This window comes from Sutterella sp. AM11-39 (assembly GCF_003472385.1).
GTDB lineage: Bacteria > Pseudomonadota > Gammaproteobacteria > Burkholderiales > Burkholderiaceae_F > Duodenibacillus > Duodenibacillus intestinigallinarum.
The window spans coordinates 25,049-50,008 of record NZ_QRLV01000008.1 but is presented as its reverse complement, the minus strand read 5'-3'; the positions used below and the strand labels follow the sequence as shown (position 1 = coordinate 50,008).

Annotated in this window: 18 protein-coding genes; 12 read left to right on the top strand and 6 right to left on the bottom strand. The window is 56.4% G+C overall.

What is annotated here, in order from left to right; all coding sequences use genetic code 11:
* Positions 1 to 145: 145 nt before the first annotated feature.
* The 8 genes from DW133_RS07455 (at position 146) to DW133_RS07420 (ending at position 4,479) form a co-directional block, all read left to right on the top strand.
* The gene (locus tag DW133_RS07455) at positions 146 to 397 is read left to right on the top strand and encodes a hypothetical protein (protein WP_118276027.1); all 252 of its coding nucleotides are present in this window, start codon (positions 146 to 148) and stop codon (positions 395 to 397) included.
* Positions 398 to 600: 203 nt separating this feature from the next.
* Positions 601 to 990 (top strand): 50S ribosomal protein L19, encoded by a 390-nt coding sequence (gene rplS, locus DW133_RS07450; protein WP_118276026.1) that lies wholly within the window; start codon positions 601 to 603, stop codon positions 988 to 990.
* Between the two features lie 218 nt (positions 991 to 1,208).
* The gene (gene mobB / locus DW133_RS07445; RefSeq protein ID WP_118276025.1) at positions 1,209 to 1,715 is read left to right on the top strand and encodes a molybdopterin-guanine dinucleotide biosynthesis protein B; all 507 of its coding nucleotides are present in this window, start codon (positions 1,209 to 1,211) and stop codon (positions 1,713 to 1,715) included.
* Positions 1,702 to 2,910 carry a gephyrin-like molybdotransferase Glp gene (gene glp, locus DW133_RS07440; RefSeq protein WP_118276024.1) on the top strand — a complete coding sequence of 403 codons (1,209 nt, stop codon included), beginning with the start codon at positions 1,702 to 1,704 and terminating at the stop codon, positions 2,908 to 2,910. Before mobB ends, glp begins: the two co-directional genes overlap by 14 nt.
* A 10-nt stretch (positions 2,911 to 2,920) precedes the next feature.
* Complete coding sequence (gene moaD, locus DW133_RS07435; protein ID WP_118276023.1) at positions 2,921 to 3,175, top strand: molybdopterin converting factor subunit 1; 255 nt, start codon at positions 2,921 to 2,923, stop codon at positions 3,173 to 3,175.
* Positions 3,176 to 3,179: 4 nt separating this feature from the next.
* A complete protein-coding gene (moaE, locus tag DW133_RS07430) occupies positions 3,180 to 3,635 on the top strand; it encodes a molybdopterin synthase catalytic subunit MoaE (RefSeq protein ID WP_118276022.1) in 456 nt (151 codons plus the stop codon).
* 2 nt (positions 3,636 to 3,637) lie between these two features.
* Complete coding sequence (gene crcB, locus DW133_RS07425) at positions 3,638 to 4,039, top strand: fluoride efflux transporter CrcB (protein WP_118276021.1); 402 nt, start codon at positions 3,638 to 3,640, stop codon at positions 4,037 to 4,039.
* Positions 4,040 to 4,065: 26 nt separating this feature from the next.
* On the top strand, positions 4,066 to 4,479 hold the full coding sequence (locus DW133_RS07420) for a lysozyme inhibitor LprI family protein (protein WP_118276020.1): 414 nt from the start codon (positions 4,066 to 4,068) through the stop codon (positions 4,477 to 4,479).
* Between the two features lie 126 nt (positions 4,480 to 4,605).
* Here the strand turns inward: DW133_RS07420 and leuS are convergent, their stop codons facing one another.
* Entirely contained in the window at positions 4,606 to 7,245 is a 2,640-nt protein-coding gene (gene leuS / locus DW133_RS07415) for a leucine--tRNA ligase (protein ID WP_118276019.1), read from the bottom strand.
* Positions 7,246 to 7,519: 274 nt separating this feature from the next.
* On the opposite strand from leuS, the gene DW133_RS07410 reads away from it, so the two are divergent.
* Complete coding sequence (locus DW133_RS07410; RefSeq protein WP_158571154.1) at positions 7,520 to 9,946, top strand: ATP-dependent helicase; 2,427 nt, start codon at positions 7,520 to 7,522, stop codon at positions 9,944 to 9,946.
* Between the two features lie 72 nt (positions 9,947 to 10,018).
* On the opposite strand, the gene DW133_RS07405 is transcribed toward DW133_RS07410, so the two are convergent.
* The 4 genes from DW133_RS07405 to earP all read right to left on the bottom strand — a co-directional run bounded on the left by DW133_RS07405 (position 10,019) and on the right by earP (position 15,177).
* Positions 10,019 to 10,558, bottom strand: a complete 540-nt coding sequence (locus DW133_RS07405; protein ID WP_118276017.1) for a pyridoxamine 5'-phosphate oxidase family protein — start codon at positions 10,556 to 10,558, stop codon at positions 10,019 to 10,021.
* A gap of 206 nt (positions 10,559 to 10,764) precedes the next feature.
* Positions 10,765 to 13,071: an autotransporter outer membrane beta-barrel domain-containing protein gene (locus DW133_RS07400; protein WP_158571153.1), complete on the bottom strand. Its 2,307-nt coding sequence runs from the start codon at positions 13,069 to 13,071 to the stop codon at positions 10,765 to 10,767.
* Between the two features lie 320 nt (positions 13,072 to 13,391).
* Positions 13,392 to 13,949, bottom strand: a complete 558-nt coding sequence (gene efp, locus DW133_RS07395) for an elongation factor P (RefSeq protein WP_118276015.1) — start codon at positions 13,947 to 13,949, stop codon at positions 13,392 to 13,394.
* A gap of 91 nt (positions 13,950 to 14,040) precedes the next feature.
* Entirely contained in the window at positions 14,041 to 15,177 is a 1,137-nt protein-coding gene (gene earP / locus DW133_RS07390; RefSeq protein ID WP_118276014.1) for an elongation factor P maturation arginine rhamnosyltransferase EarP, read from the bottom strand.
* A gap of 50 nt (positions 15,178 to 15,227) precedes the next feature.
* On the opposite strand from earP, the gene uvrC reads away from it, so the two are divergent.
* Positions 15,228 to 17,090: an excinuclease ABC subunit UvrC gene (gene uvrC, locus DW133_RS07385; protein WP_118276013.1), complete on the top strand. Its 1,863-nt coding sequence runs from the start codon at positions 15,228 to 15,230 to the stop codon at positions 17,088 to 17,090.
* On the top strand, positions 17,071 to 17,673 hold the full coding sequence (gene pgsA, locus DW133_RS07380; RefSeq protein WP_118276012.1) for a CDP-diacylglycerol--glycerol-3-phosphate 3-phosphatidyltransferase: 603 nt from the start codon (positions 17,071 to 17,073) through the stop codon (positions 17,671 to 17,673). The genes uvrC and pgsA overlap by 20 nt, the downstream gene beginning before the upstream one ends.
* Before the next feature lie 51 nt (positions 17,674 to 17,724).
* Here pgsA and DW133_RS07375 read toward each other — a convergent pair whose 3' ends face one another.
* A complete protein-coding gene (locus DW133_RS07375; RefSeq protein WP_118276011.1) occupies positions 17,725 to 21,846 on the bottom strand; it encodes a YhdP family protein in 4,122 nt (1,373 codons plus the stop codon).
* A gap of 240 nt (positions 21,847 to 22,086) precedes the next feature.
* Between DW133_RS07375 and glnE the strand changes: the two genes are divergently transcribed.
* Positions 22,087 to 24,924, top strand: coding sequence for a bifunctional [glutamate--ammonia ligase]-adenylyl-L-tyrosine phosphorylase/[glutamate--ammonia-ligase] adenylyltransferase (gene glnE, locus DW133_RS07370; protein WP_118276010.1), 2,838 nt, complete (start codon positions 22,087 to 22,089; stop codon positions 24,922 to 24,924).
* Positions 24,925 to 24,960: the final 36 nt, after the last annotated feature.

Here is a 24,960-nt window from a genome sequence, read left to right as displayed (position 1 = left end):
GCAGGGTTCATGCCTCGTGCATGAGCCTTGCGGCGAAGCTTGAAACTTTGGGCGGGAGCATACGCGAGAGACTAACTTGAGCGTGTGTCCCGCTTTTTTTTCAAAGGAGGTGGCGGTTTTGGCGCAAGTGTCACAGGGACGCAGGATGCCAAAGGGTTACATCTACTACGACAAATCCTCCAAAGGCGGCAAGTACCGTCACAACCGATGGTGTGCGGAGATCTATTTCGCAAACGTTCGTCTGAGAAAAAGAAGTTGTGATCGAACGGAGTTAGAGCGTTGGCTCGAACTGGTGTCGACGACGATTCGCAAAAGCCTGATCTGGCAGATCGACGAGGCCTCCTCGGAGGCTATACGTGAAGCAATGCTCGAGCTCAAGCACCTCGGTGAGAAGTGAGGCTTTGCTGAGAAATGAATTTTGGCAAGAGTGGAATTTTCCTAATCAATTCAATATAATCACGCGTTCCTTGGTGCTTTCTGCTCACCTTGGAACGCTTTTTTGGTCAATCGTCTCGTTTGAGACATATAAAGGTTCCATCCTCTGGACGGCTGCAGAAACAACTGAAAAGATGCCGCCGCATGATGGTCACGGAGTTAAAAATGAACATCATTCACACCCTGGAACAGGAAGAGATCGCTCGCCTGTCCGCTGGCAAGACCATCCCTGAATTCCGCGCAGGCGACACCGTCAACGTTCTCGTGAACGTGATCGAAGGTTCCCGCAAGCGTACTCAGGCCTACGAAGGCGTGGTTATCGCCAAGCGCAACCGTGGTCTCAACAGCTCCTTCATCGTTCGTAAGATTTCGAGCGGCGAAGGTGTTGAACGTACGTTCCAGCTCTACTCGCCGACGATTGCTTCCATCGAAGTCAAGCGCCGCGGCGATGTGCGTCGTGCCAAGCTCTACTACCTGCGCGAACGTTCCGGCAAGGCTGCTCGCATCCGCGAACTCCTCGTCCGCAAGGAAAACGTGCAGGCTGCTGCTGAATAATTTCAGCCGGACACACGAAATGAAGGCGGCCTCGTCCGCCTTTGGAAAGCCTCGTGAAGTGATTTGCTTTGCGGGGCTTTTTTGCATCTGCAAAAAAACGAAAAATTTCTCATCAGAACCGTCCCGAGAGGCCGTAGATGCGGCTTGCTTCGCTACAATCGCAGTGCATATCAATGGTCGCCTGTTCATAGGCCGGCCGGTAAACATGGGGGAGAATCATGTTGGTTGTCGGATTTACCGGCCATTCAGGGTCGGGCAAAACCACACTGATTGAGAAAGTGCTTGAGGCATTGATCTCGCGCGATCGCAAAGTGTCGGCGATCAAAAGCAGCCATCACGGCACCGATATTGACGTACCGGGCAAAGACAGTTATCGCTTTCGCCAAGCCGGCGCTCAGGAAGTGGTTCTGGTGAGTGATCAACGCTGGGCTCTGATGCGAGAGACCGAAGAGCCGGTGTCGCTCAAGGAAATTCTTTCGCGCTTGTCTCCGGTCGACATCGTTCTCGTCGAAGGCTATAAGAGCGAAGAAAACATTCCGCACATTCTGGTGCATCGCAAGGACGCCGGTTTGCAAGCGCCCGTCTTGACATCAAGCGTTGTGGCAGTTGCTACCGACGATGATTCGCTCGCTCTGCCTGAAGGCATCGCCAAACTTGATGTGAACAACCCCGTTGCCGTTGCCAATTTTGTCGTTTCTCTGAAGGCTAATCGTGATCACCTATAACGAAGCGCTCCAACTCTTTTTAAACCACGCTCGTGTGGCTGTCGGCACGGAAACGGTGCCGACGCTCTACGCCGAAGGCCGTGTTCTTGCCGAAGACGTAGTGAGTTCCATTGACGTTCCCGCCTGGGACAATTCGCAGATGGACGGCTACGCGGTCTTTAGCGACGATCTTGCCAAAGCTTCGTCCGAGACGCCTGTTGATCTGCCCGTCTCGCAGCGTATTCCTGCCGGCACATCCGGTCAGGCGCTCTGTCGCGGTACGACGGCTCGTATCTTTACCGGTGCGCCGATTCCCGCTCAGGCTGATGCGGTGGTGGCTCAGGAAGACGTGACCGTCAACGAAGACGGCTCCATTCGTTTCACAAAGCCCGTGGTGCCCGGCACGTGGGTGCGTCGCCGCGCATGCGACATTGCTTCGGGAAGCGTGGTTGCAGAAGCCGGCCGTGTGCTGGAACCGGCCGTGCTCGGTCTTGTGGCAAGCGTCGGATGCGGTTACGTCAAGGTTTACCGTCATCTGCGCGTCGGCGTGTTCTTTTCAGGTTCCGAACTGGTGGCGCCGGGTGAACCTCTGCCCGAAGGCGGCATCTACAACTCCAACCGCTATACGATCCGCGCTCTTTTGAAGCGCCTTGACTGCGAGGTCTATGACCTCGGCAGCATTCCCGATACGCTGCAGGCCACGCGCGAAGCGTTTGAGCGCGCCGCCAAGACGGCTGACGTCATCATCAGCTCCGGCGGCATGAGCGTGGGTGAGGAAGATCATATTAAGCCCGCCGTCGAATCGCTCGGTCGCATCGACATGTGGCGAGTGGCGTTGAAGCCCGGAAAACCCGTTGCCTTGGGTGAAGTGCTGGGCAAGCCTTTCATCGGTCTTCCCGGCAACCCCGTGTCGAGTTTTGTGACGTTCCTGCTCTTGGCGCGTCCGTATCTTCTGAAGCTTCAGGGACGCAAGGACGTGCAGGCGATGCCAGCTCAGATTCGGGCGGATTTCGATTGGACCAAACCCGGCGCTCGTGAAGAGTTCGTTCGTGTACGTCGCAACGACAAGGGCGGCCTCGATCTCTACCACACGCAAAACAGCCAGGTGCTCACGAGCTGCGCCTGGGCCGACGGTCTGGTGGATATTCCCGCCGGCTCGACCGTGAAGAAGGGCGACGTGGTGCTCTATTACCCGTTTGGGGACCTCTTTAAGTAAAGAATAAAAAGTGAAAATTGAAGTGAAATACTTTGCGCTGTTGCGCGAAGCCGTGGCAGTTGACAGCGAAACGATCGAACTGGAAGCTGCCGCAGCGACCGTCAACGACGTGCGCGAAAAGCTCTGCGAAGATCCTTCTCGCCGTACGGCCTTTGAAACCGTCAAACGCATCCGCGCTGCTGTCAACGGTGAAATGGCGCCGATGACGGCGGAAGTCAAGGATGGCGATGTCGTGGCTTTTTTTCCGCCCGTAACCGGAGGCTAACGCCATGGCTCCCATTACGAAGATTCGTGTCAGTCACGATGATTTCGACGTATCCGAGGAAATCGCTGCCCTCGAGCGAGAGGGACGCAATGCGGGCGCCGTGGTGACTTTCACCGGCGTTGTGCGCAGCGACGATGGTGTGACGGCAATGCACCTTGAGCACTATCCGGAGATGACCGAAAAGAGTCTTGCGCGCATTGTCGAAAAAGCACGTGAGCGTTGGGACATCGAAGACGCGGTGGTCATTCATCGCGTGGGGGAACTCAAGGCGGGTGACCGCATTGTTCTGACGGTCGTGACATCCGCACACCGCCGCGAAGCATTTGAAGCCAGCGAGTTCATCATGGATTGGCTCAAGACTGAAGCGCCCTTCTGGAAAAAGGAAGTCACCCCGCAGGGCGGCCGTTGGGTGGATGCCCGCGAAAGCGATGAACTCGCTAAGAATCGCTGGGGTGAGTGACGATGGTGACGCGTGACGGAGCCCTGTGGGCCGTGTTGCTTGCCGTTGGTACCGGGGCAGCACTGGGCGCCTGCGGCCGTTGGGCGTTGAGTTACGTCTTCAATAGCCGTATTGCGCTGCTGCCGCTCGGGACGTTGCTGTGCAATCTGTTGGGCGGCCTGTTGATCGGAGCGCTCACGGCTTGGTTTTCAACGCATCTGCAGGTTTCTCCCATGTGGAGGCTCTTTCTCGTGACGGGCCTTTTGGGAGGTCTGACGACTTTTTCAACTTTTTCGGCCGAGGGCGTGCAGATGATGATGGCCGGCGACTGGATGCGCGCATTGGCGCACAGCTGCCTGCATTTGTTCGGTTCGTTTGCCGCAACTGCGGTGGGTTTTGCGCTGGTTCGGCAACTGACGGCCTGACGAAGGAAGTTTTTGAGGAGAGAGGTATGCGCAAAAGCGTGGCAAGTATGTTGATTCTGGCGACGGCTGCCGTGAGCACATCTGCGGTGGCGGCCGACGCATTGTCTGAATGTTACCGCACGGCTGACAACCGCCTGGAAGTGCAGGCATGCCTGAAGAAGGAACTGGCCGAAACGGAAAAGTTCTATGACGACATCGTCGATCGTGTGCTTGCCAACGCCCGCGATCTGGACCGCATCCAGAAGCGCAAGGGCGCGGCCAAGGCGTTTGAGGAATCCAACAAGGCATTTGCCCGTTATCTGGACGCCGAATGCAAGTGGGTGGAGGCAAGCTACGGTGCCGGTACCGGTTCGGGTGACGCTATTCTTGCCTGCCGTATCAATCTCATGAAGATGCGCGCGGGATCGCTTGACGCCCAGTTCCTGAGCCGCTCGAACTGAGGCGATTCGAACAACCCAATGGTGCCTTAGCCGATCCTGACGGCAAAAAGAGACCGCCGGACTGAAATGGCTTCGTGAGAGAGACCATTTCAATCCGGCGGTTTTTGTTAAGCCGCAAAAAGCGAATTATTTCGCGACGACGTTAACGAGTTTGCCGGGCACCACAATGACTTTGCGGACCGTAGCTTCACCGACGAAGCGAATCGTATCGGGGTGAGCGAGCACGGCTTGCTCGATTTCTTCGCGGCTGGCCTGAGCGGGCACCATGATCTGACCGCGCAGCTTGCCGTTGACCTGGATCATCAGCTTGATTTCGTCTGCGACGAGAGCTTCCTTGCAGACTTCAGGCCACGGTGCATCGATGATTTCGACGCCGAAGTCCTTCACAAAGCCGAGTTCCTGCCAGAGCGCGGTCGTGATGTGCGGTGCGAGCGGATAGAGCACGCGCAACAGCAGCGACAAAGCGAGCTTGCGGGCGCAGGCCGACACTTCGTCAGTGCCTTCAAAGCCGTCGAGCGCATTCATCATCTTCATGGCAGCCGACACGACTGTGTTGAACTGCATGCGATCGAAGTCGCTTTCGGCCTGCTGCAGAGTCTGATAGACCTCGCGCAGCATGTCCTTGACGTGCTTGGGCGCGGTGGAAATATCAACCTTGCAGGCGCTGGCGTGGATTTCGTCGTGGCGGGCGTAGCACCAGTTCCAAAGACGACGCAGGAAGCGGTAGCAGCCTTCGGCGCCGGAGTTGGACCAGGCGGCGGACTGATCGGGGGGACCGGCAAACATCACGAAGGTACGGGCCGTGTCGGCGCCGAACTGCTTGATGATGTCGCGCGGTTCCACCACGTTGTTCTTGCTCTTGCTCATCTTCTCGATGCCGCCGGAGACAACGGGCAGACCGTCGTCCTTGGCGGTCACACGGCACGGACGACCCTTTTCATCGTATTCGATGTTGATTTCATACGGGTAGTACCAACGCTTGCTGCCGTCGGGCTGTTCGCGGTAGAAGCATTCGGCCGTGAGCATGCCCTGGGTAAAGAGCCGCTTGAAGGGTTCGTCGAACTTCACCAGGCCGAGGTCGCGCATGACCTTAGTCCAGAAGCGGGCGTAGAGCAGATGCAGTACGGCGTGTTCGATGCCGCCGATGTACTGATCCATCGGGCTCCAATAGTCATTGCGCTCGTCAACCATGGCCTTGTCGGAGTCCGGCGAGCAATAGCGCATGTAGTACCAGGAACTGTCGACGAATGTGTCCATCGTGTCCGTTTCACGGCGAGCATCGGCACCGCACTTCGGACACTTGCAGGCGAGGAATTCTTCGCACTTGTTGAGCGGATTGCCGGTGCCGTCCGGAATCAGGTTTTCGGGCAGCAGCACGGGCAGATCCTTTTCCGGAACCGGAACGGGACCGCACTTCGGGCAGTTGATGATCGGAATCGGTGTGCCCCAGTAGCGCTGACGGGAAATGCCCCAGTCGCGCAGGCGGAACATCGTCTGGCGATCGCCCAGGCCCATTTCCTTGAGATCCTTGGCAACGGCTTCGATCGCCTCGTGGATGTGCAGACCGTCGTACTTGCCGGAGTTGACGCAATAGGGATTGAGCGTCTTGTCGCCGTACCATTCCTGCCAGGCGTCCGTCGAGAAGGTTTTGCCTTCGACGGCCACGGACTGAATGATGTCAATGCCGTACTTCTTGGCAAAGGCAAAGTCGCGTTCGTCGTGAGCGGGCACGGCCATCACGGCGCCTTCGCCGTAGTTCATCAGAACGTAGTTGCCGATCCACACCTGAACCTGACGGCCGTTCAAAGGATGCGTGACGTAAAAGCCCGTAAAGATGCCCTTCTTTTCCATCGTGGCCATGTCAGCTTCGGTAACGGAGCCCTTGGCGCATTCTTCGATGAAGGCCTGCAGTTCGGGCTTGTCCTTAGCCAGACGCTTGGCAAGCGGATGTTCGGCAGCGATTGCCACGAAGGTCACGCCCATGATGGTGTCGGCGCGCGTCGTGTAGACCTTCAGAAGCTTCTTTTCGCCGTCGATTTCATACGGGAAGCCGAAGTTGACGCCGATAGACTTGCCGATCCAGTGTTCCTGCATGCGGCGCACCTGTTCGGGCCAGCCGTCGAGCTTCTTAAGGTCTTCGAGCAGTTCTTCGGCGTACTGCGTGATGCCGAAGTAGTAACCCGGGATTTCGCGCTTTTCAACGAGAGCGCCGGAACGCCAGCCGCGGCCGTCGATGACCTGTTCGTTGGCCAGAACCGTCTTGTCGACCGGGTCCCAATTCACGATCTGGGTCTTGCGGTAGCAGATGCCGCGTTCGAGCATCTTCAAGAACATCCACTGATTCCAGCGGTAGTACTCGGGCTTGCAGGTGGCCACTTCGCGCGACCAGTCGAAAGCCAGGCCGAGCGGGAGCATCTGCTCCTTCATGTCGGCGATGTTGCGGTAGGTCCATTCGGCCGGAGCGACCTTCTTGGTCAAAGCGGCGTTTTCTGCGGGCAGACCGAAGCTGTCCCAGCCCATCGGCGTCATCACGTTGTAGCCCTTCATGCGGCGATAGCGGTAAAGCACGTCGTTGAGGGTGTAGTTGCGGACATGGCCCATGTGCAGCTTGCCGGAGGGGTAGGGCAACATGGAGCACACATAGAACTTGGGCTTTTCCTTGCCGTCAGGGCCGAGGGCGTGTTCGACGGCGCGGTAGACATCGTTTTGTCGCCACTGTTCCTGGACCTGAGATTCGATTTCCTGAGGATTGTAGGTTTCGCGCATGGGGCGCCTTTTGTTGTTGTGTTTGAAGGAAAAATTCGACCCACAAGTATAAGGCCTTTTGCCCCTTGTTTGAGAGTCGGAAAGTCAATAACGGCGCGCTTTCGGAGCGAATTCCGAGGGCATCGTCGTCTGAGGATCATCCGTGTGTTAGGGTGGCTTTCAGGCTACAATCGCCGCTCGCTATTTTTGTTTGCATATGGAGTGCCGACGTTGCCCGAGGAAAGGGCTACGCGCGGCGTATCGCGATTTTGAGATTTGCCACGAGACCGTACCGATGCTTGATGACTTTCTGAATTCTCTCAATCCCATGCAGCGCAAGGCTGCCGAACTCGGCTGTGAAAACGCTCTGGTGCTTGCCGGCGCAGGTTCCGGCAAGACCAAGGTGCTCACGACGCGCATCGCCTTGCTGCTGTCGCGTGCAATGGCGCGCCCCTCGCAGATTCTTGCCGTGACCTTCACGAACAAGGCCGCGCGCGAAATGCGCGACCGACTGTCGGCCATGGTCTCCTGCGACCTGCGTCATTTGTGGATGGGAACCTTCCACGGTACGGCTCATCGCATCCTTCGCGCGCACGCACAGGAAGCTAATCTGCCGCCCACGTTCCAAATCATCGATACGTCCGATCAGCTCTCGCTCATCCGCCGCATCATGAAGGAGGCGGGCATTGATCCCAAACTGCGCGACCCCAAGACCGTGCAGTGGGCGATCAACAGCTACAAGGAACAGGGGCTGCGTGCCGGAGCCGTGGCTGCCAGAGAGGAAGACAAGACGCGCGTGACGCTCTATGAGACCTATGAAGCACGCTGTCAGCGCGAAGGGCTTGTGGATTTTGCCGAATTGATGCTGCGCTGCGTCGAGCTCCTTGAGGGCAATCAGCTTGTGCGCGAGCACTACAACGATCGCTTCAAGTATGTTCTCGTCGACGAATTCCAGGATACGGACTCACTGCAGTTTCGCCTGATCAAGGCGCTGTGCCCTCCCAAGCAATCTAACGCCTGCGTGTTCTGCGTGGGCGACGACGACCAGTCAATCTACGCCTTTCGCGGCGCCAAGGTGGGCAATATGTCCGACTTCGTCAAGGACTACAAGGTCGAAAAGATCATCAAGCTCGAACAGAACTACCGTTCGACCTCGCACATTCTTGATGGGGCCAATGCGGTCATCGCCAACAACAAGGATCGCATGGGCAAGAACCTGTGGACGGATGCGGGGGCGGGAGAACCGATTCGTCTTTATCGCGCCGAGGCCGACATGCAGGAAGCTCGAGCGGTCGTACAGGACATTATGGTTGAGAAGCGCCGCGGCAAAAAGTACAGCGACTTTGCGATTCTGTACCGCAACAACAACTTGTCGCGCAATTTCGAACGCATGCTTTCGGCCAACAGCATTCCTTACCGCGTCTACGGCGGCCTGCGCTTTTTCGATCGCCCGGAAGTCAAGGACGTGGTGGCCTATCTGCGCGTGCTTGCCAATGCCGACGACACGAGCCTTCTTCGCATCATCAATCAGCCGCCGCGCGGGATCGGCGCAACGACGGTTGAACGTGCGACGACGATGGCTAGCGACGCCGGAGTTACGATTTGGGAAATTCTGGCTGAAGCGGACTCCGTTCCTGAAATTCGGCGAGCGCATGCATTTGTGACGCTGCTTGAAGAAATCAGTGCCGAAGCCGAAGGCAAGAGTCTGCCCGAACTCATCACGCTGGTGTCGCAGAAGTCGGGGCTGGAAGCGTTCTATCAGAAGCAGCAGGACGCCGATGTGCGCCTTGAAAACCTCGGTGAACTTGTCAATGCCGCCGTGGGCTACTGCGAAGAAAACGGCATCGATGAAGACGCTCCGGCGCTTGAGCCCGTGCCCGGCGGCACCATGTCGCCTCTGGACGGATTCCTGTCGCAGGCCGCGCTTGAACCCGATGACAAGAATGCCGAAGAAGATCCCGACGCCGTGCGCCTGATGACCGTGCACGCCTCCAAGGGCCTTGAGTTTCCGTACGTATATCTGACGGGCTTGGAGCAGGATCTTTTTCCGCACTACATCCGCGAAGACGAAAATCCGGAATTTCAGTTGTCCGAAGAGCGTCGTCTGATGTACGTGGCCATGACACGCGCCCGCCGCAATCTCTGGATCAGCTGGTCGCGTCAGCGCATGATGTGGGGCGAAACCCGCATGCAGCAGGCTTCGCAGTTCATCGACGAAATTCCCTCCGAGCACGTGCAAAAGCTATACAGCGAAGAGGATGCCGACGACGATTGGGACGATGCCGATCAGCGTTGGGGCTCGCGCAGTTTCGGCGGCGGATATTCTCGCCAGTCGAGCTCGGGCGGATACGGCCGCAACAACGGTTGGGGTTCGCGTAACGTCTCTTCTTATGCAAGCGGCGCGAGATCTTCAGGATCTTCGACGTCGTTTAGCCGCGCGCCGAGCGGCAGCGCAGCTCGCAATCTTCACTCCGACTCCTGGAAGAAGGCCGGTTTGATGAAGGCAAGCGAATTGCTCGCCAAGAAGAAGACGGTGACGACCGGCGGCTTTTCCGTGGGGGACACGGTAAGCCATCCGACGCTCGGTCAAGGAAAGATCGTGGCTATTCACTATCCGGAAAAGCCTGCCGAAACGAACCTCGAAATTGCTTTCAACGGTTCGGAAAAGACAAAGAGCCTGAAGCTGATGTTTGTGCAGGAAAAGCTCAAGAAGATCGGCTAAAAATCGGGCCTCGCAAAAGGATGCAAAAGCGCTTTGTTTCGGCGACAATCACCCGAAACGGAGCGCTTTTTGCTATACGGCCAAAATGCGGTTGAAGTAGCCCTGCTTGTTGCGTGCCTTGCCGCTCAGTGAATCGATCGTAACTTTCCAGAACACGACATATTTGCCACCGGCGGCGTAATACTTGTCAATTGCTTCCTCCCCTGCCTGAGGTACGTGTCGCAGGCAGAATGCCTTGGCAACGCGCTTTTTTTCTCCTTCATCGGTGACAAGAGAAATGCGCCCCTCGACGATGGCCGAGGCGTAGTTCACCGAAAAGTCTTTCGGCAGTTCATCGGCGGCTGTTTCTCCGCGGCCGATCCAGACAATCGAGACTTTGTCATTTTGCAGCGCGTTCTGGTAGCGCCGACCGGTGACATCACTTGAGCTGTGGAAGTAAACGGCGTCTTCAAAGAGCACAGCCGTGATCGGCGTGGCATAGGGCGTGCCGGATTCGTCGACTGTCGCAATGACGCAGTGCGGCGTGTGCCTGATGACGGTGAGCGTTTCTTCACGCGAGAGCTCTCGATCTTTGCGCCGCATGGGGCGTTGCGTACTTTGGCTGGAAATCATTTGTTTTGCAACTTTATCGATGGCAGAACCAACCAGGAAGTTTAGTCGTTAAAAAGAGGCCATGGGATAGTTGCGTCGGTTGCAGAAACGAATCCCATATCATCCTAATCCTTAGTAGGATTGAACGATATGGGAATTTCGCAGAGAACGATCAGTGTCAATTTCGAGACATCATTACCTCGAACTATTGCCGAATCGTCAGAAAATTACCAAACATGGCGTAAACCGATGTTCCAGCGCCAGTTTTCTTTGACTTCGCCTCCCGTATTTTTCTCCAAATCTACGTAGGTATACGTACGATCGGTCAGGTTGAAGTTTGCCCCGATTCCGAATTCGTACCACGTACCGCCAAGATCATCATGCACTGGATCGGAAACGCGACTATCTGAGATCAAATAAGCATTGGAATCCAGATCACCTTTGAAGTCGTGCAACACAGAAACTCGAGCGTAGATAGTACCTTTGTTCTCGGGGAACACAAAACCAGAACGCACGCCAATGCGACCGACAAGGGACTCAAAATCGTCTTGTTCGATGCGAACGTCATTGTTCGTGTCAAAGGTGTCTCCGCTGACCATACCGTAGGTGAGTTCAGCCTGAGGCTCAATAAATGCGAGATCGCCTAACCTAAAGTTCCAACCATACTCGACACTGAAACTGTATGCATTATTGTCGAACGATCCGTCCATGCCTTCCAGGTTAAAGTCAGTGTCAAGACGACTGTATTTGGCGATCAAATCAACAAATTGCCCGTTTTCGGCAAACCATGAGCCGTACAAGGCTAGGCCATAGGATTTATTGTCGGAATTGCCTAAGTCATAAGTTGCGGAGCCATCCGTATAAGTGAAGGCAGCGCCCACTTTCCAACCTGCACCGACATCGTAGTCTGCACCGACTTGAATGGAGGTGTTTTTGGCGGTGACACTTTGTTTACCGTATTCCTGCTCGGATCCGTACAAGCGAGCCCAAGTGCCGACACTTGCAGGACTTGTACGGAGCTCTCCCATGCGTTTCGTCAGGTCATTCATGTCATGACGCCATTGCAAAACACCCAGCGCAGCAATTGAACCGTATGCGCCCAATCGAGTGTTCTGGTATTGAGTGACTCCCAGTGATTTTCCGTTCTGGTCAATTGTTTCGACTAGGGCACCTTTTACGGCGCCTTGGGCGATTGTTCGAATTTGGGTGGCGCCATCCGCAGAGACGCTATCGGCCAGTGCTGCGAATGCCTCGGGCCCCACTTTATCCGAGGTTACGTCGGTGAAGTTTACGGATAGCGTCGGCGTACCATCTGATGTATTTACTGATTCTGCAACAAATTTTCCGGAGGTTATCGTGCCGTGTTCTTGATTGATTGCAGTCTTAAGATTGATCGTGCCTCCGGTTCCGGAAATTTCTTCCACCTCTACTGTTTGATCGGTGTTTTGGATGTTGATCACACCTTGATTCAAGGTGAGGTGATTCAGTTTTTCAGCCGATTTGACTAGCGTAGTGCCATCGTAATCGGAATTGGCTGTATTGATCTTGGTGGGATTCCATTGAGCGCCATTGCTCAATGCTACCTTGAGCCCGGAAACGGTAGAGTCTTCTTCTGAATGGCCTTTAGGCACTTCTTTGGTTACATTTCCAGTCCACGAAGATGCTTCTCCGGAAAGGTTCAACGAAATGTCGGCATCAATGACATTGCCGCTGTTGTGGGCACTACCGGGAGTTTCGAAACTGATGTCTCCTTTGATGACAACCGTTGCATCACCATTTGCGTTAATGGAAGTAGAGGAGTGACCTCGCGCGGCGATGGCAATTGGCGCGTTGACTTTCAGATCTCCGGAGATTTCTGTCACCCCATTGGAAAAAGACAGAATGCCGTATCCATCGGCATTGATTGTGGTGCGATTAGCGTTGATTACGGTTTTGGCAGTATCTTCGGGAATTGTCGAAGATTCCGTGTTGTTTCCGACGTGGATGCCGATACCGGAGGAATTGATGGTAACTTCATCGGCTGTAAGTGTGACGGCTCCGCCAATGTTTGAGATGCCATAGCTATTTGCATTGCCGGTTGCAGAAATGGTGATTTTCTGAGTGTCTTCCGAACCTATCTCAGCAGCAGAATGAAATTCTTTGACTGTCTGACCAACGAAAATTCCTCTCGCTGCGAGGTTATTTGCACTGGTAGCTTGAATGTCGATAGTTGAGCCTTTAATGGATGCCACAGCTCCGCGATCAAGGTATAGCGCATCAGGACTTTTTTCTGATTGGTTTTCGCTACCGGCTTTTAACAATACGGAACTGTCACTGACAATCGAAACAGTTGAGAAATAGTCTGCATAAAGAGCCCGTTCGTTGGCTTCGATGTCAATGAGGTTTGCGTCAATGGTGAGCGAAGAGTCAGGACCGGCATTCCATATGACAGCTCTGTTGCCATCATGAATGTAGGTACCTTCTGTAGTGGTGTGAACAGGATCCCGAACGTCTGTCTGCCACCATAAGTGAGCAGCAAAAGTCGAGCCATGCACTGTAAGCAGGGCAACTGCAACTGCAAGACTGATATCTGTGCGGGTGCGATGGGCAGGAGAAGTTAAAGAAACTTTAGAAGGAGTGATTTGTCTGGGGGGGGGTAAACATTGCTTTTCCTTGATTGGTGTTGTAAGCAGAATAGATGATCACAGAAAGCATTTGCCAAGACGGTACCACGATATTTCCAGTACCGAGCGATCTTTCATCTAAACAGGTTCAATCTTAGCTCTCTTTCTTTTTGAAATGACAAGAAAATTCCCAAAAAAAACGCCAGATGGCGCAAACCTATCTGGCGTTTAGCAAGCCGTTCAAGCAAAAATTACTTGATGCGGCTGCGGTATTCGTTCGTACGGGTATCGATTTCGATCTTGTCGCCCGTGTTCACGAAAGCGGGAACGTCGAGGGTGAAGCCGGTGGCCAGACGGGCGGGCTTCATCACCTTGCCGGACGTGTCGCCCTTGACGGCGGGTTCGGTGTAGACGACTTCGCGAACGAGCATGGTCGGCAGTTCGATACCGATCACGCGGCCTTCGTAGAAGACGGCTTCAGCAGTCAGGTCGTCCTGCAGGTACTTCTTGGCGTCTTCCATCGTGTCTTCGTCGACTTCGTACTGGTTGTATTCTTCGTCCATCCAGACGTAGTGCGGGTCAGCGAAGTAGGAGTAGGTCACTTCCTTGCGTTCGAGAATGATGTCTTCGAACTTGTCGTCGGCACGGTAAACCGTTTCGGTCACGGCACCGTTGAGAAGATTCTTCATCTTCATCTTGACGGTGGAGGCACCGCGGCCACCCTTGGAGTATTCGGACTTCAGGACAACCATCGGATCCTTGCCGACCATGAACACGTTGCCGGAACGCAGCTCTTGCGCGGTCTTCATAATGTGTGTTTTCCTTGATAAAAAGTTTTGACGCACGCCCGAAAAGAACGCATAAAAATTCAGCGCGCCGGGCTTTCAAATTTTTGTGAACTCAAAATTTTAGCTTTTTTTCAGCTAATTTGGAAATGCTCTCGGCCAAAGTCGGAAGCGAAAAAAGGGTTTTCTGCCAGACGGTTGCGCCCGCTTGCAGCTCTTCGATGCGGTCGCGCCAGTTTTTCCAGACGTGTTCATGCACGGGGCCGTTGTTGACGTAGTCTTCGATTTCGAGCCACGCCTGCCGGGCCGTCTGCGGCAACGCTTGCGTGTAGAGCGAAGCAAAGGCGGCAAGTTTGGTGAGATGCGTGTCCTCTTGCTGCGGGTAAAGCGTCCAAATCATCGGAATGCCTGCAAGCTGCGCGCGCAGCACGCTGTCTTCACCGCGAATGAGTGCGGCGTCGCAACTCAGAAGCACATCGTCAAAGACGTCCTGCGCCACCATCGAAGCCTGTACGAAACAAATATGCGGCGCCTCTAAGGATTCCAGCGCGCGCTTCAGGCGTGCGGAGGCCGCTCCGGGAGCGGCGAGCACTTGCACGGGGCGCGGGTCTTGCGCGAGACACTGAGCAAACCCTTCAACTGGCATTTCCGGATAGGTGAAGAAATAGAGCGTAAAGGGATGCTCCGGGTCGGCTCCGAATTCTGCAAACAGACGCTTGCGTACGCTTTCTTTGCGTGCGGGGTTGAAGATCTGCTGCAAATTGCGCTCTCGGTTGATGCCGCAGGTTTTTTCCGAAAAGCCCGGGAACAAGAAGGTTTTGTCGTAACCGTAGCGAGGGTGAGGACTCGGTAGACCGTTGCCTTCTTCGGCATATTTTTCCGCCGTGAGGTAGTCGAGCGCGAAGACGGCGCAAGGCGACGTTTCGAAACGTCGGGCAATCGCCGCTTCGTAAGCGTCGGGCAGACGGCAGGAGAAAAGCTCGATCACCACGTCGGCCGCCTGTCCGTCCCATGGTCTGAAAGGAACGTCGGAGCCGTCTTCGATCCAGTCACAGACCGTGACCGATCCTGCTTTGACAGGAGCGACTTCTGCTTTTGCGGTCGGAACGATTGCCGAGAGCACGGCCGCATCGTCTATGATTAGGCGCACCGCCCAGTCGTACTCCTTGGCCAGCATTTGAGCCAGACGCCAGGACACCCCGGCGTCGCCGTAGTTGTCGATGACGCGGCAGAACATGTCGCAGGTGCGCATGTCGAAACTCTCCTTGAACGAGAAAAATTCACAACGGTTGAAAAAGACAGATGATGTCAGCTATCAGCGCCGACAACAATAAGGAAGTTCTTGCCGGCCTGCCAAGTTTGCCCGGCGTGTACCGCTATTTTGATGAAGCCGGTACGTGTTTGTACGTCGGCAAGGCGCGCGACCTCAAGCGCCGCGTTTCAAGCTATTTTCGCAAGACCGGGCAGAGTCCTCGCATTGCCTTGATGGTGCAGAAAATCGCGAGGCTCGAAACAACCGTCGTGCGCACCGAAGCCGAAGCGCTTCTTCTGGAAAACAACCTCATCAAGACGCTCAACCCGAAATACAACATTCTCTTTCGGGACGACAAAAGCTACCCGTATTTGAAAATTTCCGCGGGTCCTTTTGCCCGCGTGAGCTACTACCGAGGAGCGGTTGATCGCAAAAGCCGTTACTTCGGGCCGTATCCAAACGGTTCGGCCGTACGCGAGGCAATCGGCGTGCTGCAGAAGGTCTTTCATTTGAGGACCTGCGAGGAGGCCGTGTTTCGTTACCGTACCCGTCCCTGCCTGATGGGGCAGATGGGGCGCTGCTCGTCGCCCTGCATCGGCAAAGTGACCGCCGAGGAGTACGCGCGCGATGTGGAGGACGCCTGCGCTTTTTTGCATGGCAAGACCGAAGAAATCATGCAGGGGCTGACTGACGCCATGATGAACGCTGCGGAGGATCGCCGCTACGAAGAGGCGGCCGTCTTGCGCGACCGCATCAGCTTGTTGCGCGACGTCATGCACCAGCAGGCCGTCGAAACGACGGGCGGGGACACCGATGCGGACATCATTGCGGTGCTGATCAAAAACGGTGCCGTCTGTGTCAACCTGGCCGTGGTGCGAGGAGGGCGTCATCTTGGAGATCACGCCTATTTCCCGGATTTTGCTCGCAGTTTGGGTGACGATCTCACCGAAAGTGAAGTGTTTGAAGCTTTCATCTCGCATCACTACTGCAACGTTCCCGTTCCGGATGCGGTGATTTCTCAGGCCGCGGACGATCCGACGGCAACCGGTCAGCTACTTTCGGCGTTAGCCGGCCGCAAGATTGTCTTCGTGCACGAGCCGCAGCTCACGCGCCGCAAGTGGTACGAAATGGCGGTTACCAATGCCATGATCGCCTTGGATCGGCACATTGCCGAAAGCGCCGGCGAATCCAAGCGCATTGACGATCTCATCAACGTTCTTTCGCTCGAACTCACCGAGCAGGAGCGCTCCGAATTGCGCATCGAGTGCTTTGACATTTCGCACACCGCAGGCGAAGCCACGCAGGCCTCCTGCGTGGTCTTTGAGGGAACGCGCATGAACAGCGCGCTCTATCGGCGCTTTAACATCGAAGGCGTCACAGGCGGCGATGACTACGCGGCCATGCGGCAGGTGCTCGAGCGCCGCTATGCGCCCGTGGCCCGCGGCGAAGCCAAGCTTCCGACGCTCGTGCTCGTTGACGGCGGGCGCGGTCAGGTGCATATGGCCAAGGACGTCTTTCACGAACTCGGACTTGATATATCCGTGATCGTCGGCGTGGCCAAAGGCGAGGGACGCAAGACGGGCTTGGAAACGCTCGTCTTTGCCGACGGCCGAGAACCGTTGGTGCTCGGAGCGGCAAGCCCCGCACTGATGCTCATTGCGATGATCCGAGACGAAGCGCACCGCTTTGCCATCACGGGTATGCGCGCCAAGCGCAGCAAGACTCGGCAGACAAGCCGACTCGAGGATATCGAAGGAATCGGTCCCGTGAGGCGTCGCAGATTGCTCACGCATTTCGGCGGCATGAAGGCGCTGAAGAATGCGAGCGTGGAAGATATCGCTAAAATTGACGGCATTTCGCGCAAACTTGCCGAACAGATCTATTCACAACTCCATGGGTCAGATTGTGCCTGACAAACGCTTCAACATTCCGATGGCGCTCACGTGGGCGCGCATTGCCTTTATTCCGCTGATCGTCGGCGTCTTTTATGTGCCCGACGTCATACTGAGCCCGCATGTCAAGAATCTTTTGGCGTGTGTGATGTTCGTTGTGGCCGCTATTACCGACGCCCTTGACGGATACATCGCACGTCGCTACAACATGATGACCAATATGGGGGCATTCCTCGACAGCGTGGCCGACAAGCTGGTGGTGTGCTCGGCCATCGTCGTGCTGCTTGCGTTTGACCGTGTAGACATGCTGGTCGCGCTCATCATCGTCGGCCGCGAGATCGCGGTGACGGCATTGCGCGAATGGATGGCAAAGATCGGGGCGGCAGCCAGCGTCAAGGTCAACTGGTTCGGCAAGATCAAGACTATCGCGCAGATGACCGCCATCCCGATGCTTCTTTATTTCGATCCGATCTTCGGTCTGCCGATTGCATGGATCGGGACCGTGCTCATCTACATTGCGGCGATTCTGACCATCTATTCGATGTGCGTCTATATGTCTGCCGCCTGGCCGCATCTGCAACAGCACGATCAGCGGCGCAATTAATCGGCGACGGTGCGACAGAGCGCCCGCAGCGGCGCTCTCACCAGAGCCGCATCAATTCTCTTGCGTCGGCTTTTCTTCCGTCCCCGATGACACCTTCGTGATGACGGGGTTCTCCCACGGTCCCTTGATGGAATATTCGACCTTAAAGAGGTGACTCAAGGGCGTGCGCGGCAGAAGCTGCGCGAGGAACGAGCCGATGCCCACAGCCGGGTTGACGAATGCCAGCGCAAGGCTGGCGTTTCCGGCATTGATTTCCGGCAATACAATGGCGCGACTGTCAACGCTGCCCTCGGCCACATTTACGTTGCCCGATAGCAGAATCGTGCCGTGCGTGCCGACAATCTTAGTGTTGTCGGTTGAAAACACGCCGTTTGTCACAATCGAACTTCCGGAGAAAGTGTCAAACGAGAAGCCGCTCTTGAAGTCGGAAAAATCAAGCATCAGACGCTTGAAGAGCGACTGCATCGAGACAAAGGACAAAAGCAGACCGCCCGCACCGGTATCGACCTTGGCGATGGTGCCCTTGCGGAAATCGATTGCGTAAGTACCCGCAAGCGTATCGAGCTTGGGCGACCAGGGAATACCGTCGAATTTGAAGTGTCCTTCGGCCGTGCCGGTCGAGTTTTCGATCACACCGGGGTATCCCAGATCCGAGAGCGTCTGTCCGAGATCTTTCGTTGAGAATTTCAGCGTGAACTGCGTCTCGCCCGGATGTTGCTGCGTGAGCTTTTTGCCCTGTGTCCAGAAGCCGGTTCCGTTCAGAGCCGAAACGTCGGAGAATACGGCAAAGTTAGTGATGCGAAGCGTTTCTTCATCGGCCGTCCCGGAAGCCTCGGCCTGCAGCACCATGCGACCGATTTTCTTGTCAGCGTATGAGAGTTCGTCGACGACGAGATCCAGGCTCGGCAGGATGGTCGGGCGCGGCGTGAGCACGACATCGACCTGTTCACCTTCGAGGAAGCGGCGAATTGTCGTGACGTCCTTGGCGGCAATCTTCAGGCGATCAAAGCTGCCGGTGATATTGCCTCGGCCGGCAGGTTCGTAGCGCAGTTTGCCGAGAATTTCGTCGGAAGATAAATCAATCGAGACATTGTTGGCGTCGTCGAATTCCAGAATGGAATGCGTCTTGTGGATCGGGCCGCTGCCGAGCAAAAGCTGATCGGCGGTCACTTCTATGCGAGAAAGTCCTGCTCGCGCGGCACCCGACACCGGAAGCGGGTTGCTCTCGGCGTTCTTTTTCGGAATCTGCGCGGAGGCCGTATCGGTCATGGTGCGCACGAAGGGCTGCCAGTCGACGAGGTTCAGTTCTTTGGCCTGAATCGTTACGGCGATGCCGCGGGCGGGAAGACCCGCGCGGTGTCCTACGGCGATGTTGCCCAGAGCCGCAAGTTTGGATCCTTCCGTGGGCAGCTGCAGCAGGACGTCGAAGCGACTGCCGGAGCCCACCTTGATCATGTAGCCCGGTTGACGGTTGATGGTAACGGGTGTGAAGCTGAAGGCAGTATCCCAGATTTCCGTCGGGGTTTTCTTTAACGGTGCCGGCAGGTTGATAGCTACGCCCTGAAGCGAAGAGCGCGCCGAGACGGTGACCCCTTGGTTTTTTTTCACGACTACCGTGGAAACAAAGGGCAACATGCCGGACATGCGTTTGGCGACCGGATCGAAATAGGGGTTCTGCGCAAACCAGGTCAGGTGTGAAACGTCGGTGGAACCCGAAGCACTGATCACGATCGCACCGTCAGCCGTGGTGTGAACCGACACGGACGCGTCGCCCGATCCGAATGGACGTGCGTGCACGTTGCTTGCCGTTGCTCCTTTTTCAGAGAAGTGCACGGTGCCTTCGACATCGTTGAGCGGCGGCTTGGGCCAGCCCATGGCAATGTCGGCCTTCTGCATGGAGATGGCTCCTGTTACCTTTGTTCCGGAGGGTTCCATGAGTGGAATGTCGAGGTACAAATCCAGATGACCCTGACCTTTTGCCTTGGTGCCTGTGAACGCGCCCGAGACAAACTCCGTGACGGGGCTTGCTTGCACGTAGTCGAAGAACTTTTGCAGTTCGGCGTCGGCGTTGCCGTTGATGATTAGGCGAGTGTTGTCTCCGGCGCTCAGATTCGGGATGTCGGCGCGCGTTTTCGTCACCGTGGCGCCGTTGGTCTTGGCCGAATCGGCAAGCACCGTCATGGAGGCGCCTTCAAAGATGAGGCGCCCCTGAATGTCGGTGAGAAGCGGCCACAAGGCGGCGCGCTCAAAATTGCCGTCTTCGAGCACCTTCATGGAAGGAACATAGTCGATGGCGGCATCCTTGAGTTCTGCCGAAACGATAAAGTGCCCTTTGTCCTTGTTCGGTCCGACCCAGGGGTATTTCACGAGGTCGCCGCGCAGCTCGAACGTGCCGTTTTGCGCCTGTCCGGAAACGAGGCCGCCCTGCAGCCATTCGCGAACGTTTTCTGAGACCGCCAGCGGCATATAGCGCCAGGCGCGGTTGGCTTGCAGGTGCTCGATGCGGCCCGTGAGATTGATGTGACCGGCCACCGTGTCGTTTTGCTGCCAGGAACCCTGCGCGGACACAGACAGGTCTTCGTTGGAAACGGCCACGTTGTCAAAGGTTATCGCAACCTTTTCGTTGTCAGTCTCGGAAGCTTGGGAAAGCTGCCAGCTCACGGCGCCCGTGAGTGAATCAAGAGGCAGGCGGGGATTTTCAAAGACGCCGGGAATTGACACGGCGCCTTTTTGGGTGGCGAAAGTCACGCGCCCGCGCTTGGCGGCGACTTCCAGAGAGCCGGAAAGGTTCTCAACGCCGGAGAAGAAAACCTTTTCGTTTTCGGGCGAGTTATGGGCAACCGTCAGGCCGGAGAAATCGGTCTTGATGCGCCAGTCCTGTGTCTTTCCGGGAGAGCCCAGCCAGGAAACCTCGAAGTTGGAGATGGTGCCGGAGGCTTCATGCTGGTGAATCAGATCGGCTGCCGACTTTGGAAAGGGCACGGACGGAAGGAGTTTTTTGAGCGTTTCAACGTCAAGCCGTGCGATGCTGAAGCCGGAGCGATGCGTTTCGGCGTCCGGTGTTGCAGCCGTGTGCACGACGGTCTGCAAAAGCAGGTCGTGAGCTTCGGTGCCATCGCTCAATTCGAAATCGAGATTTTCAGCTTTGGCGTGCAGTTCGCCTTCGGTAAAGGTTTCCGTCAGACGCGTCGAAAGCGTCTTTACCTGCAGCGGTTCGGAATCGGGCGAGAAAGTGAGCAACACGTCCGACAGGCCGAGGTAACTGGTCAGTTCACTCGGGGTTCCGTCCTGGAATTTGAGCCAGGTCCGCGTGCTGCCGCGTCCTGACTTCAAAAGTTTGCGGGCGTCCGGAATGGGACGCGTCAGGCGGGCGACGTCAAGATTGTCGGCGCCGAGATAAAGTTCGCCCGACCATGTCTTCCAGCTGCGGTCACCGAAAAGCGGAGCGGTGAACCGCGTGCGGATGTCGATGCGGTTTTCATGCCGCCCGGCGAGTTCGCCATGAATGCCCGCTCGATAATCGCTCACGTTCTTTTCAAACGTAAAGTTGATGTTTTCGATCGTGGTCGTGCGGGCGCGAGGCTTGGCAATCAGATCCTGAAAGCGAAGCTTGCAGGACGTAACGTCAATGCGGCCCTGGCGCAGGAGCCAGTCTGTGACGGCCGAACCGCTTTGCGCATCGCGTCGGGCCGTATCGTTGAAATTGATGATAAAGCCCGCAATGTCAAAGACGCCGTGATCAACGCGTCGAACGGTGATTTCGGCGTTGGGAACTTCAAGCTTTCTGAAAAGAGGCTGTCCGAAGACGGAGCGCCAGTAAAAACTCGCCTCAACCTGCGGCAAATGCAGGATGTTGGCATCGCGTGAACGTGGGTCGGGACGTTGAATCACGACATCGCGCAGGGAAAGCTGCGGCCAGAACGTATCCCACCGCGGCGAGACACGCCCGATGCTGACTTCGGCGTGCAGCGACTCGCTCAGAAAATGCGCTATGTCGTCCTTGTACTTGTCGACCTGAGGCAGCAGAACCCAGCGCGTTGTGAGCACAAGAGCACAAAAGAGGAAGTAGAAGAGAACGACGCCCCAAAAAAAAGAGATCCACGCCGCGCGTACTTTGGGGTGGCGCAGGTAGGCTCTGAATCTGACCGGGAGTATGGAAAACGTCGAACTCATGCCGCAGGAATTGCGAAGATCACGGACCTAGGAGGAAAAAACGACTCAGCGCGATTGCTCACACAGCTAAAATGAGCCGAACAGGCAAGCGCCGAAAACCGGTCGAGCTGTCACGCAAATGAAACGAAAAATTCACACAAGGCAATATAGCAAAGCTCGTTGCGGACAACTCGGGCGATTTTGTATCTCGCCGCAAATTGGTCTCGATTTGAAACAACTTTTTTACGCAGTTTTTATGTCATGGGCGAACTGAATTCAACCAAGCCGCGTTTGACTCCGCAGGAAGTTCCTCAATTTTCACAATATGCCGCGCGCTCGCTCAATGCCATGGCGCTGCAGAGCGGGACCAGCGTTCAGGATTTAATCGAGCGGTTTCAGAAGGAACCTGTGACGCGCGAGGCGATGCGAAGCCGTCTCGAAAAAATCGATGATCCGGAAATGCTCGACATGGTCATGCGTCAGTTGCGCCGGGAAGTGATGACGACGCTGATCGTTCGTGACCTGACCGCTCACGCCGATTTTCATGAAGTCGTGGGCACGGTGACAGCGTTGGCCGAAGAAACCGTTTCGGCGGCCGTGCGGGTGCACTCCCGAAAGCTTGCGCAGCGCTTCGGCGTGCCGGTGGGTGTCTCGGGTGAACCGCAGGATCTGCTTGTCGTCGGCATGGGCAAACTCGGCGGGGAGGAACTTAACGTCAGTTCCGACATTGATCTGGTCTTCGTTTACGACGAAGGCGGCGAAACGCAGGCAATCGGAGAGTTCGCTTCGGCACGCCGTCAGGTGACGAACCACGAGTTCTTTGACCGTCTGGCTCGACGTGTGATTGCTTCTATTAACGAAATCGACGGTACCGGTTTTGTGTTTCGCGTCGACATGCGTCTGCGCCCCTTCGGCGACAGCGGTCCATTGGTGATTTCCTCGGCAATGCTCGAAGAGTATCTCTACAGCGAAGGTCGCGACTGGGAGCGCTTTGCCTGGCTCAAAGGACGCGTTGTCAACCGCAGCGTTTTTGCGGGTGAAGAAAACTTTGCGCAGGCTGTTCGCAACCTCAGTTCTCTGGTGCGGCCGTTCGTGTTTCGCAAGTACGTTGACTTCGGCGCCATCAGTGCTCTTGCGAAGATTCACGAGATGATCCGTGCGGAAACGGCCCGCAAGGAAGCCGTCAAGGACCGCGGCACCAACATTAAGCTCGGAAGCGGCGGCATTCGGGAAATCGAATTCATTTGCCAGACTTTCCAAATCATCCGCGGAGGCCGCGAAGCTGAACTTCGAGGCAAGACCACGGGTCCCATGCTTGCTGCCTGTGCCGCAAGCGGCTGCATTGATGAGCAGACGGCCGAACGGCTCAATCGCAACTATGTGTTCTTGCGCAATCTTGAACATTGCCTGCAGTATGTCGATGACAAGCAGACGCAGGTCTTGCCTAAGGACGATGCAGAGCGCGCACGCGTTGCCAAGATGATGGGAATGACGCTTGCCGAGCTCGATGCCGAAGTCGCCGAGATCAGAGCGTTTGTGACGACGACCTTTGACGGTGTTTTCCATACCAAGGCGCCCACCGATCGCGTGAGCAACTGGCCTGTCGGGTGGTCGACGGGCGATCCGGCTCTTGAAAGTGAACTCACCGATGCGCTTGCCGACATCGGCTTTATTGAGGCCAACAAGCTCGCCGGCCGCATTCTTAAGATGATGCGTTCGCGCTATTTGAACGCGCGTACGCAACAGACGCGCGAACAGTTGGCGCGTTTTGTGCCCAAGGTTGCTCAAAAGGCAGCCGGTTGGGCGCGGCTGCGCGAAAGCTGCGTTTCGGCCGATGAGGTGATGGAGCGCTACCTGACCATCTTGGAGATGGTGCTCGGGCGCGCAACCTATATCGCGCTGCTCAACCAGTATCCTGACGCGGCCGAACGTGTCGGACGGATGCTTGCCGTGTCCCGCTGGGCGGCCGACTACATCGCCGCGCATCCTTTGGTACTCGACGAACTGGTCGATGCGCGCAATCGAGTGATCGACGATTACACACCGGTGGATCGCAGCCGGTGGTTGGAAGAATTGCGTGCGCAAATGCGCTCGGCAGACGGCGATCGGGAGCGTCAGCTCAATCATCTGCGCGACGCTCACCACAGTGCGCTGTTTCAGCTGCTCACAGCCGATCTGGAAGGCCGTCTTACGGTGGAGCGCCTCGCAGACCATCTTTCGGCGCTGGCCGATGCCGTGCTTGCGGTGGTGATTGAACTTGCCTGGGACTCCATTGCAACGCGGCACCGCGAGTATCCCAAGTTTGCCGTGATCGGCTACGGCAAGTTGGGCGGCAAGGAGCTCGGCTACGCGTCCGACCTCGACTTGATTTTCCTATACGACGACGATGCGCCGGAGTCGGAGAGCAACTACGTGAAGCTCGTCAAGCGCATGCTGAGCTGGCTCACGCTGCAGACGAGTTCGGGCATTCTGTTTGATGTTGACATGCGCCTTCGTCCCAACGGACAGGACGGGCTGATTGCTTCTAACATCGAAATGTTCCGCAAGTATCAGCGCAACGCCGACGGACACGGAGCCTGGCCTTGGGAGCATCAGGCGCTCACGCGCGCCCGTTTCTGTGCGGGCGATCCGCAGGTGGGGCAGCAGTTTGAGGACGAACGCCGCTACATCCTTACGCTTGAGCGCGATGCCGCACAGGTGGCAAAGGACGTCATCGAGATGCGAGGCAAAATGCTCGACGGGCACCCGAACCGCACTGATCTCTTTGACGTGAAGCACGACCGCGGAGGCATGGTGGACCTGGAATTCATCGTGCAGTATCTGGTGCTTGCCAAGAGTTCCGTTTTCCCGGAACTCGTCAACAACTTCGGTACGATTCACCTCACGGAAATGGCCGCGCGACTGGGACTGCTCGATGAAGCAACGGCGGAGCAAGCCGTCAAGGCTTATCGTCACTACCGCAACATCCAACGCGAAATCCGTCTTGCCCACGGCGAAGACGTCCGCTGCCGTGTGGATCCGGAAAGTGTGGCCGATGAACGCCGAGCGGTTCTTAAGCTCTGGCAGGACGTGTTCGGAACCGACGCTCCGCAGCCTTGATCAAGCAAAACAGCGGCATCCCGGGAGGTTGCCGCC

Excerpts from the sequence above, each read along its gene's own strand:
- DW133_RS07455 (WP_118276027.1), top strand. The coding sequence starts at position 146 with ATGCCAAAGGGTTACATCTACTACGACAAATCCTCCAAAGGCGGCAAG.
- rplS (WP_118276026.1), top strand. The coding sequence starts at position 601 with ATGAACATCATTCACACCCTGGAACAGGAAGAGATCGCTCGCCTGTCC.
- mobB (WP_118276025.1), top strand. The coding sequence starts at position 1,209 with ATGTTGGTTGTCGGATTTACCGGCCATTCAGGGTCGGGCAAAACCACA.
- moaE (WP_118276022.1), top strand. The coding sequence starts at position 3,180 with ATGGCTCCCATTACGAAGATTCGTGTCAGTCACGATGATTTCGACGTA.
- crcB (WP_118276021.1), top strand. The coding sequence starts at position 3,638 with ATGGTGACGCGTGACGGAGCCCTGTGGGCCGTGTTGCTTGCCGTTGGT.
- DW133_RS07420 (WP_118276020.1), top strand. The coding sequence starts at position 4,066 with ATGCGCAAAAGCGTGGCAAGTATGTTGATTCTGGCGACGGCTGCCGTG.
- leuS (WP_118276019.1), bottom strand. The coding sequence starts at position 7,245 with ATGCGCGAAACCTACAATCCTCAGGAAATCGAATCTCAGGTCCAGGAA.
- DW133_RS07410 (WP_158571154.1), top strand. The coding sequence starts at position 7,520 with ATGCTTGATGACTTTCTGAATTCTCTCAATCCCATGCAGCGCAAGGCT.
- DW133_RS07405 (WP_118276017.1), bottom strand. The coding sequence starts at position 10,558 with ATGATTTCCAGCCAAAGTACGCAACGCCCCATGCGGCGCAAAGATCGA.
- efp (WP_118276015.1), bottom strand. The coding sequence starts at position 13,949 with ATGAAGACCGCGCAAGAGCTGCGTTCCGGCAACGTGTTCATGGTCGGC.
- earP (WP_118276014.1), bottom strand. The coding sequence starts at position 15,177 with ATGCGCACCTGCGACATGTTCTGCCGCGTCATCGACAACTACGGCGAC.
- uvrC (WP_118276013.1), top strand. The coding sequence starts at position 15,228 with ATGATGTCAGCTATCAGCGCCGACAACAATAAGGAAGTTCTTGCCGGC.
- pgsA (WP_118276012.1), top strand. The coding sequence starts at position 17,071 with ATGGGTCAGATTGTGCCTGACAAACGCTTCAACATTCCGATGGCGCTC.
- DW133_RS07375 (WP_118276011.1), bottom strand. The coding sequence starts at position 21,846 with ATGAGTTCGACGTTTTCCATACTCCCGGTCAGATTCAGAGCCTACCTG.
- glnE (WP_118276010.1), top strand. The coding sequence starts at position 22,087 with ATGGGCGAACTGAATTCAACCAAGCCGCGTTTGACTCCGCAGGAAGTT.